This is a genomic window from Chryseobacterium lactis (assembly GCF_003815875.1).
Classification (GTDB): Bacteria; Bacteroidota; Bacteroidia; order Flavobacteriales; family Weeksellaceae; genus Chryseobacterium; species Chryseobacterium lactis.
Genome location: NZ_CP033924.1, coordinates 764,964 through 776,790, shown reverse-complemented (window position 1 = coordinate 776,790; position 11,827 = coordinate 764,964). Strand labels below are relative to the sequence as shown.

The following is an 11,827-nucleotide window of genomic DNA, read 5'->3' as shown; positions in this document are numbered from 1 at the left end:
TACTCCTCGCGCCCGCGCTGTCATCCTGAGCGTAGCCGAAGGATCCAACGCTTGCTGCGGGGTATCCGTTGCTATCGGGGCTAGGGATATAAGTAATGAGTAATAAGTAATAAGTAATAAGTAATAAGTAATAAGTAATAAGTAATGTTGCATTCCCTAATACCACTTGGTTACTTTATTTTCTTTCAACTCTCTACTTTCAATTCTCCATTCTCCATTTTCAATAATATAAGTTATGATAAGATTAGGGCGACTTCAATTTGTTATCCTCATTATTATTCCGATATAAACTCTCTTTTGTCATCTCGCAGAGATCCGGGGAGCATTATCCATAATTCGGGTATTTCAGTTAAAGCGATATTATCAATAGCAACGGGCTTTAGCCCGTTGTACTTTATTTCCAGAACCTGGATCCTTCCAGGATGACAACTATAGGGTTAGATCAAAACAATAGTGACAACAATGAATAGAATACCTATATAAATACAGAATGATAATTCCTTCACATTAATAAAACGCTCGGCCATCAATAGGAGTGGGCTTTAGCCTAGTGGTGGTCGGAAGATTTTTTCTTCCGATTTTCATTTTTGGTTACTTAAGTTTTATCTTTGATAAGTATACTTATTAATATGTCCATTTTCAACGAACACAAAATTTCAGTTTCCCAGTTGTTAAGCTTTATTCCTGAAGCCCTTTTATCCCATCTTTCAGCCAATACTAAAGTAGATCATTATTCTAAAGTTCTTCAAGGCAGAAAGATGTTTTATCTTCTATTATTTGCCATTATCAGCAGTGAAAAATTAAGCCAGCGAACACTGGAAGACACATTTAAAGATCCTGTATTTAAGGCTTTATTCAATCTTGATGAAACTGAAACTGTCAGACGCAGTTCTATTTCTGAGAGGCTTTCGAAAATCGATTCAGGATACTTTAAAGAAATCTACGATTGTATTTATAATATGTTCTGTGATTCCTATAACCCGGCAGAAAGAGAAAAATATGATTTAATAAGAACAGATAGCACTGTTATTGGTGAAGCCGCTGGAAAATTAAAAGAAGGCATTGCTCAAAACGGAGGTAAGAAATTTATTAAGTACAGTGTCTTATTTGATGGACTACTTCCTTGCGGAGTTGAAATTTACAATACTCCCAAATACTGTGCAGAAGATAATGCTCTTTCTGAAGCTGTATTGCAACATGTGAAAAGAGAAAAAGAACATGCCAATATTTATATTATAGATAAAGGATTGGGTTCTGCCCAAAGAATGAAAGAATTTGATGATAAAGGGGTGTTTTTTGTTATAAGATCTAAAGAAAATAGAAAACATGAAGAAATAAAGTCTTTTATTGAAAAAGATCAGAATATCGACTTAGGAGAAATTGTACTGATAAAAGACAGTTTAGTAAAGCTATATTCGTCAAAACCTGTCCCAACTCAAAAAGGGAAAACTTATAATAAAGAGGAACAAATTGAAACACATTTCAGATTGGTTGTAGTAAGCAGCAAACAGCAACCTGAAAAAGAATTTTGGTTTCTGACCAATGACTTTCAAATCTCTGCAAAAGATATTGCGAATTATTATCGAAAAAGATGGGATATTGAAGTTTTTTTTAGATTTCTAAAACAGGAACTTCATGCAAGTCATCTTCTTTCACTCAATAAAAATGGTATAGAAGTAATGATTTACATGACTCTTATTACAGCTATGCTTATACTGATCTATAAAAAAGCAAATAATATAGGATATAAAACAGCCAAAAGAAGATTTGCTATGGAGATAAGAAACCTTGCCATATCCATATTAATAATAGGGGCAGGTGGAAATCCTGATAAAGTCTTTAAAACTTAAAATAAAATGGTCGGACATTCTTCCGACCACCACTAGGCTTTAGCCCACTCAAATAAATAAATCATATTCCCCTGGCTTTAGCCCAAACGTATTTCAAAATGATTTTTGAAAACTGCACCACATTATATATATGGCATATCTTCCATTACCCATTACCCATTACCCATTACCCATTACCCATTACTCATAATAGAAAACTCCCCAGACCCTCATTTTCCCTCCCACTCTCCAACGCTCTGACACTTCCACCTGATCCTTCAAACATTTGTTTAAAATTTTTCTTCTTGCCTACCAGTACTTTACCTTTAAATATTACGGAAAAGTAAATTTTATGTTAAATAAAGTTGCGTGGTATGATGGAAGTTTCTATCTTTGCCCCACTGAAAAACGAAAGATATTCGGTAAGCGCAGAAGGGCTTTTAGATAAGCATAAACATTAAGATCTACGAAAGAAACGAGACGAAAAAAAACTTTTACTTTTTAATAAAAAAGGTTGCGAGTTAAAATAAAGTTAGTATCTTTGCAGTCCCAATTAAGGGAGCGCAGGAGTAGATAGATTGAGGGTTAGAGAGGAATTAAGGTTACAAAATAAACTTTAAAATTTTCTTCAAAAACATTTGGTCATTAAGAAATAAAGTTTTACTTTTGCACTCGCAAATACGGAGCGCCACTGACAGAAGAGAGTGCTTCGTTGAAAAGCGAAAGACAAGAAGTTCATTGAAATATAATATAACAACCAAGTAAGGAAAAACTAAAGCGTTAAAAAACTTTGAGTGAGTCAGACAAACATACAATGGAGAGTTTGATCCTGGCTCAGGATGAACGCTAGCGGGAGGCCTAACACATGCAAGCCGAGCGGTAGAGATTCTTCGGAATCTTGAGAGCGGCGTACGGGTGCGGAACACGTGTGCAACCTGCCTTTATCTGGGGGATAGCCTTTCGAAAGGAAGATTAATACCCCATAATATATTGAATGGCATCATTTGATATTGAAAACTCCGGTGGATAGAGATGGGCACGCGCAAGATTAGATAGTTGGTGAGGTAACGGCTCACCAAGTCTACGATCTTTAGGGGGCCTGAGAGGGTGATCCCCCACACTGGTACTGAGACACGGACCAGACTCCTACGGGAGGCAGCAGTGAGGAATATTGGACAATGGGTGAGAGCCTGATCCAGCCATCCCGCGTGAAGGACGACGGCCCTATGGGTTGTAAACTTCTTTTGTATAGGGATAAACCTACTCTCGTGAGAGTAGCTGAAGGTACTATACGAATAAGCACCGGCTAACTCCGTGCCAGCAGCCGCGGTAATACGGAGGGTGCAAGCGTTATCCGGATTTATTGGGTTTAAAGGGTCCGTAGGCGGATCTGTAAGTCAGTGGTGAAATCTCACAGCTTAACTGTGAAACTGCCATTGATACTGCAGGTCTTGAGTGTTGTTGAAGTAGCTGGAATAAGTAGTGTAGCGGTGAAATGCATAGATATTACTTAGAACACCAATTGCGAAGGCAGGTTACTAAGCAACAACTGACGCTGATGGACGAAAGCGTGGGGAGCGAACAGGATTAGATACCCTGGTAGTCCACGCCGTAAACGATGCTAACTCGTTTTTGGGCTTTCGGGTTCAGAGACTAAGCGAAAGTGATAAGTTAGCCACCTGGGGAGTACGTTCGCAAGAATGAAACTCAAAGGAATTGACGGGGGCCCGCACAAGCGGTGGATTATGTGGTTTAATTCGATGATACGCGAGGAACCTTACCAAGGCTTAAATGGGAAATGACAGGTTTAGAAATAGACTTTTCTTCGGACATTTTTCAAGGTGCTGCATGGTTGTCGTCAGCTCGTGCCGTGAGGTGTTAGGTTAAGTCCTGCAACGAGCGCAACCCCTGTCACTAGTTGCCATCATTAAGTTGGGGACTCTAGTGAGACTGCCTACGCAAGTAGAGAGGAAGGTGGGGATGACGTCAAATCATCACGGCCCTTACGCCTTGGGCCACACACGTAATACAATGGCCAGTACAGAGGGCAGCTACACAGCGATGTGATGCAAATCTCGAAAGCTGGTCTCAGTTCGGATTGGAGTCTGCAACTCGACTCTATGAAGCTGGAATCGCTAGTAATCGCGCATCAGCCATGGCGCGGTGAATACGTTCCCGGGCCTTGTACACACCGCCCGTCAAGCCATGGAAGTCTGGGGTACCTGAAGTCGGTGACCGTAATAGGAGCTGCCTAGGGTAAAACAGGTAACTAGGGCTAAGTCGTAACAAGGTAGCCGTACCGGAAGGTGCGGCTGGAACATCTCATTTTAGAGCGTCTTTTAGACGATAAACAAAATTAGTATCTTAGGATACAAGTACTTACTTAAAGTAAAGCTTTAGTTTTTTGTTTGGTTGATTATATAAAAAAATACAACACCCACTAGAAATTAGTATTAGGGAAAGAGATTGAGCAATGCAGAGGAAGAAGGAATTACTTATTACTCATCATTCATTACTCATAACAAAGTCTCGTAGCTCAGCTGGTTAGAGCGCTACACTGATAATGTAGAGGTCGGCAGTTCGAGCCTGCCCGAGACTACTAATTTTGAGTACAAGAGTTTTAGAGTATACGAGAATATGAGTTTAATGCTCAAAGGCTCAAACCCTACTACTCCTACACTCGACTAGAGGGGAATTAGCTCAGCTGGCTAGAGCGCCTGCCTTGCACGCAGGAGGTCAAGGGTTCGACTCCCTTATTCTCCACATAGTTACAGTAATGTAACAAGAATAGAAGATATTTATAAAATAAAACACAGGATTTTAGCCGATAGGGGCTAGAGCGTCCCGATTCATCGGGAAGGTCAAGGGTTCGACTCCCTTATTCTCCACAGTTTTGAAAGCTTAATTTAAAAGTTACGGATAGAGCCAAAAACAATATCTGTTCATTAAGCTGACAAGAAGACATTAAGATCATTGACATTAACGGTAAAGACATCACAAAGAGATAACCGAGCACTTTCGAGTGCCGAGTTTATAAAAATATCGATAAATTAAATTTTATCAAAAAATACTGAACTAATTTAATATTAGGAAAGAAATCGTTAAGGGCGTATGGCGGATGCCTAGGCTTTCAGAGGCGACGAAGGACGTGGTAAGCTGCGAAAAGCTGCGGGGATTGGCACACACGAATTGATCCGCAGATGTCCGAATGGGGCAACCCGGCATGTTGAAGACATGTCACTCTAAATTTATTTAGAGAGCAAACCCGGAGAACTGAAACATCTAAGTACCCGGAGGAAAAGAAATCGAAGAGATTCCGTAAGTAGTGGCGAGCGAAAGCGGATTAGCCCAAAAGCTGATATATGTTTAATAGAATGTTCTGGAAAGAACGGCCGTAGAGGGTGATAGCCCCGTATATGAAAGGCATATTTGAGTGATAAATGAGTAGGGCGGGACACGTGAAATCCTGTCTGAATATGGGGGGACCATCCTCCAAGGCTAAATACTCCTGAAAGACCGATAGTGAACAAGTACTGTGAAGGAAAGGTGAAAAGCACTTCGAATAGAAGGGTGAAATAGAACCTGAAACCGTACGCCTACAAGCGGTCGGAGCACCTATATGGTGTGACGGCGTGCCTTTTGCATAATGAGCCTACGAGTTAATTTTACTAGCGAGGTTAAGGTATTAAGTACCGGAGCCGGAGCGAAAGCGAGTCTGAATAGGGCGTATAGTTAGTAGGATTAGACGCGAAACCTTGTGATCTACCCATGGGCAGGTTGAAGCTCTGGTAACACAGAGTGGAGGACCGAACCGGTTGACGTTGAAAAGTCTTCGGATGACCTGTGGGTAGGGGTGAAAGGCCAATCAAACTGGGAGATAGCTCGTACTCTCCGAAATGCATTTAGGTGCAGCGTCGTATATAAGTTTATTAGAGGTAGAGCTACTGATTGGATGCGGGGGAGTCAAATCCTACCAATTCCTGACAAACTCCGAATGCTAATAAATGTTCTACGGCAGTGAGGGCATGGGTGCTAAGGTCCATGTCCGAGAGGGAAAGAACCCAGACCAACAGCTAAGGTCCCCAAATATATGTTAAGTTGAAGCAACGCGGTTGGACTGCATTGACAGCTAGGATGTTGGCTTGGAAGCAGCCATTCATTTAAAGAGTGCGTAACAGCTCACTAGTCGAGCGGTCCGGCATGGATAATAATCGGGCATAAACATATTACCGAAGCTATGGATTTGTATCTTAGGGATACATCTGGTAGGAGAGCATTCTATTTGCGCCGAAGCAGTACTGTGAGGTATTGTGGAGCGGATAGAAAAGAAAATGTAGGCATAAGTAACGATAAAGGGGGCGAGAAACCCCCTCACCGAAAGACTAAGGTTTCCTCAGCCATGCTAATCAGCTGAGGGTTAGTCGGGACCTAACGCGAACCCGAAAGGGGTAGTGGATGGACAATGGGTTAATATTCCCATACTTGCTCACACTAAAAAGGGGACGGAGTGCCGTACTTACTGGAGACTGACGGAATAGTCAAGGCCTAGCCTTCGGGCGAAGCTGCTGTAGGGAAAGTGCTTCCAAGAAAAGCCGAAGTGAAGCAACCCGTACCAAAACCGACACAGGTAGTCGAGGAGAGAATCCTAAGGTGCTAGAGTGAATCATGGTTAAGGAACTAGGCAAAATAGTCTCGTAACTTCGGGAGAAGAGACGCCATCAGCAATGGTGGCCGCAGTAAAGAGGCCCAGGCGACTGTTTATCAAAAACACAGGACTCTGCAAAATCGAAAGATGCAGTATAGGGTCTGACACCTGCCCGGTGCTGGAAGGTTAAGGAAGGTGCTTAGGGTTAAACCGAAGGCATTAACTGAAGCCCCAGTAAACGGCGGCCGTAACTATAACGGTCCTAAGGTAGCGAAATTCCTTGTCGGGTAAGTTCCGACCTGCACGAATGGTGTAACGATCTGGGCACTGTCTCAACCATGAGCTCTGTGAAATTGTAGTCTCGGTGAAGATGCCGAGTACCCGCAATGGGACGAAAAGACCCTGTGAACCTTTACTATAACTTCGTATTGACTTTGAGTAAGTAATGTGTAGGATAGGTGGGAGGCTGTGAAGCGGGCACGCTAGTGTTTGTGGAGCCAACGTTGAAATACCACCCTTTACTTACTTGGAGCCTAACTTCCTTTGGGAAGGACATTGCGTGGTGGGTAGTTTGACTGGGGTGGTCGCCTCCAAAAGAGTAACGGAGGCTTTCAAAGGTACCCTCAGCACGCTTGGTAACCGTGCGTAGAGTGTAATGGCATAAGGGTGCTTGACTGTGAGACCTACAAGTCGATCAGGTGCGAAAGCAGGACATAGTGATCCGGTGGTTCCGTATGGAAGGGCCATCGCTCATAGGATAAAAGGTACTCCGGGGATAACAGGCTAGTCTCCCCCAAGAGCTCACATCGACGGGGAGGTTCGGCACCTCGATGTCGGCTCGTCACATCCTGGGGCTGGAGAAGGTCCCAAGGGTTGGGCTGTTCGCCCATTAAAGTGGCACGCGAGCTGGGTTCAGAACGTCGTGAGACAGTTCGGTCTCTATCTATTGCGGGCGTTAGATGTTTGAGAGGGCTTGATTCTAGTACGAGAGGACCGAATTGAACAAACCTCTGGTGTATCAGTTGTACCGCCAGGTGCACTGCTGAGTAGCTACGTTTGGAAGAGATAAGCACTGAAGGCATATAAGTGCGAAACTCGCCTCAAGATGAGACATCTTTTAAGGGTCGTGGGAGATGACCACGTTGATAGGCTATAGGTGTAAAGACAGTAATGTCATAGCCGAGTAGTACTAATTACCCGTAGATTTATAGCCTGATATGGTGCTACGAAAGTGCAGCAAGGTTAGCTCTTTGTGAAAGTTTTTATCGATTAAAACGCAAAAGGCAAACAGCAAAAAGTGATTGGCAAACAAGCCAAGAGCCCTATGCAATAAGCCAGATGCTATATACAACCTTTAGGGTGGTTTTAGCGGTGGGGCTCACCTGTTCCCATTCCGAACACAGAAGTTAAGCCCACCAGCGCCGATGGTACTGCGAAAGCGGGAGAGTAGGCCGCCGCCAGTTTTTATTTTATTTTAAAAGTCTCATACAGTCATGTATGAGACTTTTTTTTGGTATATACCCCTAGGAATAGGTAATGAGCAATGAGTAATGAGTGATAAGTAATGTTGAATTACCATATACCACTGGGTTACTTTATTTTCAATCTTTCAATCCCCAACCTTTTTTCTACTCCCTTCAACTTTCAATTCTTCATTTTCAATAATATAAGTTATGATAAGATTAGGGTGACTTCAATAATTTGTTATCCTCATTATTATTCCCTGATATGCACCTGTTTTGTCATCCTGAAAGGATCTGGACGGTTGAAAAGAGATATGCAGCATTATATTCTAATTAAATAATTGAATAATGCTGCTTGGATCTCTGCGAGATGACAAAGATTGCGGATATGCGTGTAGATAAGGTTTCTAGGTTTTGGCTAAAGCCGATGGAAGGATTGATTATTTGTACAACGGGCTAAACCCGTCGCTATTGATGATGATAACTTATACAGAACCGCAGAATTATGGTAATGCTATTCAGATCTCTACGAGATGGCAAAGATTGTATACGTACCTGTTGATTGTTGAGCCATGATTGCTCATTACTTATTACCCATTACTCATCAAATAGCCCTGATAGCAACGGATACCCCGCAGCAAGCGTTGGATCCGTGGACCAGGTTCAGGATGGCAGCGATGGCGCGAGGAGTATGAGTGGATAGCAGGATAAAGCTCCTGAAAAGAAATGACTATTTAATCAATTTTTGTGGGTGTTCTATTCAAGATTTTTATTCTGAATTTATTATTTCTTACTACTAAGACTTATTTTTTGTATTCCAAAATTTCCAATCATGTGATAATTGTGACTTTATTTTATTATGAACTATAAGGCTAACTCACATGATATCAATGTTATTTATTGGCTTTTTATTTATTTTTTAATGCTATATTATTAAATACTGTTAAAATATTATATTTGTCTCAAACCACTGTGTATAGATATGAATAAATTAATAGTTAAGATTGGACTTCTCCCATCTTTATTTTTTGGTCTGAATGGTCTGTATGGACAAAATACGGATTCTACGAAGGCTGCAAAAATTGATGAAGTTGTGGTAACAGCTTATGGGGTGAAAAAGGAAAAAAAGACCTTGGGATACTCTTTCCAGGATGTAAAGGGACAAACACTAGTTGATGCAAAAGAAACGAATGTTACAAACGCACTCGTTGGAAAAGTTGCAGGGCTACAGGTAATTAAAGGAGGCTTTGGCCCGGCATCGTCGTCAAGGATTAATCTTAGAGGTTTTAATTCTCTTAAGGGAGACAGCCAACCTCTTATTGTTGTGGATGGTGTTCCTTTGAGTAATGGGATGGGGGTGAAGCCTAAGCAGAATAATGGCTACTTTAATAATGATTTCTGGAATCCGGATCTGGATATGGGAAATGGACTGAATGATATTAATGCAGATGATATAGAAAGTATGTCTGTTCTTAAAGGTGGTGCTGCTTCTGCATTGTATGGATCCCGAGGTGGTAATGGTGTTATTTTGATTACCACAAAGACCGGTAAAAGACGAGGAGGCGTAGGGATCACATATTCCACAAGTTTAGGTTTTGAAAGTATTTTTATGAAACCTGATATGCAGAATAGCTTTGGTTTGGGACTCAACGGTATTGGTAACCCAGCGAATAGTGATAATACAAGCTCTTGGGGGCCTGCAATTGAAGGATCTAATATGAAGCGGTATGATAACCTGAGTAATTTTTTCAGAACAGGGATTAATTCGCAACATACCTTGAATTTCCAGGAAAATTTGGGTGAGGGAACAAGCTTATATACTTCAGTTAATTATTTAAATGATAATAGCCAGATTCCAAATTCTAAGTTTGAGAGATTCAATTTTATGGCTAAAATGAATTCAACTTTTGGCGCTCAAAAAAGATGGACATCTGAAGTAAAAGTACAATATATTAGTAGTAAGGCTAAAAACAGACCTTCGGGCGGAAGGGGAGATGGAAATTATTATTCTAATATTCTCCTTATGCCACAGAACATAGACATCAGAGATTATCGTGAAGGGCAGACTCAGAATAATGTGAAATCAAACTGGATTACTCCGAATGGTATCAACCCTTATTGGTCTGCATATAATAGCCTTAATGCAGATAAAAAGGACCGCATGTTACTCAATGGCTATCTTAAATATCAGTTTAATGACTGGTTAAGTGCTGATGTAAGATTGGGTACTGATTTTTATGCTTTAAATGCCGATGCTAAGGTATGGACAGGCTCTTCAAGAAGAAATGCCTACGCAACCAGTGAGGAAAAGTTTTATGAAAATAATTATATTGCAAGTATCACTGCAAAAAAAGATAATCTGTTTGGTAAATGGGGAGGTTCAGTCTCTGTGTATGGACAAATGATGGAAAGCAGGACAAAAGCCCTTTATTTTTCTACTCAAAATCTTATCGTACCAAATGTCTTTAGCGTAACCAATACCAGCGATCTTGCCGGTATAGCGAATAGTGAGATAGATTTGTGGAAGAAGATTAATTCAGTTTTTGCTGCTGTAGAAATTAACTACGACGGATACTGGTTTATCAACGCTACGGCAAGGAATGATTGGTCTTCAACTTTGAATGCACAAAACAGATCGTATTCCTATCCTTCAGTGAGTACCTCTTTAGTGCTAACAGAAATGTTGAATAAGCTAAACGGAACAACTTCTAAAGTTTTAACTTTTGCTAAACTTCGTGCAGCTTATGCCGTAACGGGAAACTCTTTAGATCCCTATGAATTATATAATACTTACAGACTTGCTGCAGATCCCACAGGACATGCCATTTTAGGAAGGGAGAAAGTGTTATACGATCCCTATCTGCAAGCCGAGCAATTAAATACTTTTGAAGTAGGAGCAGATCTTAAATTCTTCAACAGGCTTTCTTTGGACGTGAGCTATTTCAATAATACTGCAAAAAAACAATTGATTAATTTACCGATGAATCCGCTTTCAGGTTATGAGTCCAGGAAAATTAATTCAGGAAAAATTCATAACAGCGGAATTGAGATTGTTTTAAATACTGATATTTTTAAGAAAGAAAATTTTAGCTGGAATATGAATGCAAACTTTTCAAAATTGAAAAGTGAAGTAAAAGAACTTGACGGAACTATTTCCAAATATCCTTTAGGTGGATATGACAATGTTACATTTTTTGCTGAAATAGGTAAACCTTACGGGGCTATTTATGGAACAAAGTTTTTAAGAGTTGAAGATCCCGGTAACCCTAATTATGGGAAAATTATTGTTGGGGAGAACGGATTACCTCAGGCTACACCTGATCAATATTACTTAGGAGATCAAACTCCTAGAGCATTATTTGGGTTTACCAATAGTTTTAACTATAAGAATATTGGCCTCTCTTTCCAGATAGATGGGCGTATTGGTGGGAAGTTTTATTCAGCTACTCAGTCAGCTTTACAAAAAGTAGGACTTGCAGCAGACACAGCTCCTGGTGGAAGACGTGATAATTTTGTGCTTGATGCTGTGGTACAGCAGAGTGGTGGCGGATATGCATCCAATACAAAAGAAATCACCCCGCAGGATTATTGGGCTGCAGTAACTGCCGGTAACCTGGGAATAACAGAGCAGAATATTTATGATGCTACTAATATCAGATTAAGAAATATTCAGGTGTCTTACAGTTTCCCAAAGAGTTTGTTTCAAAAATTTGCTCTTCAGAGTGCTAAAGTCTCCTTTACGGCCAATAATGTATGGATGCTATACAGTAAAGCAAAAGGTATTGATCCGGAATCTGTATTTGCGATCAATTCTAATGCAGTGGGATTTGAGAATCTTTCTTTTCCTACTACAAGATCTTATTTATTCACTATTACATTAGGCTTTTAAT

2 protein-coding genes, 3 tRNA genes and 3 rRNA genes are annotated in these 11,827 nt (G+C 40.7%); all 8 read left to right on the top strand.

From position 1 onward, the window contains the following. The first annotated feature begins 629 nt into the window (after window positions 1–629). The 8 genes from EG342_RS03290 to EG342_RS03255 all read left to right on the top strand — a co-directional run bounded on the left by EG342_RS03290 (window position 630) and on the right by EG342_RS03255 (window position 11,826). Complete coding sequence (locus EG342_RS03290; RefSeq protein WP_123868022.1) at window positions 630–1,850, top strand: IS4 family transposase; 1,221 nt, start codon at window positions 630–632, stop codon at window positions 1,848–1,850. Window positions 1,851–2,640: 790 nt separating this feature from the next. Continuing rightward, window positions 2,641–4,157, top strand: a 16S ribosomal RNA gene (locus EG342_RS03280). Between the two features lie 197 nt (window positions 4,158–4,354). Next, window positions 4,355–4,428: transfer RNA gene (locus tag EG342_RS03275), tRNA-Ile, on the top strand. 90 nt (window positions 4,429–4,518) lie between these two features. Beyond that, a tRNA-Ala gene (locus tag EG342_RS03270) sits at window positions 4,519–4,592 on the top strand. Window positions 4,593–4,644: 52 nt separating this feature from the next. Continuing rightward, a tRNA-OTHER gene (locus tag EG342_RS25055) sits at window positions 4,645–4,717 on the top strand. Window positions 4,718–4,920: 203 nt separating this feature from the next. Beyond that, window positions 4,921–7,687: ribosomal RNA gene (locus EG342_RS03265) — 23S ribosomal RNA — on the top strand. A gap of 142 nt (window positions 7,688–7,829) precedes the next feature. Continuing rightward, a 5S ribosomal RNA gene (gene rrf / locus EG342_RS03260) occupies window positions 7,830–7,937 on the top strand. Together the 16S, 23S and 5S rRNA genes with 3 tRNA genes alongside form the textbook arrangement of a ribosomal RNA operon. Before the next feature lie 982 nt (window positions 7,938–8,919). Then, on the top strand, window positions 8,920–11,826 hold the full coding sequence (locus tag EG342_RS03255; RefSeq protein WP_103291727.1) for a SusC/RagA family TonB-linked outer membrane protein: 2,907 nt from the start codon (window positions 8,920–8,922) through the stop codon (window positions 11,824–11,826). The last annotated feature ends 1 nt before the right edge of the window (window position 11,827 follow it).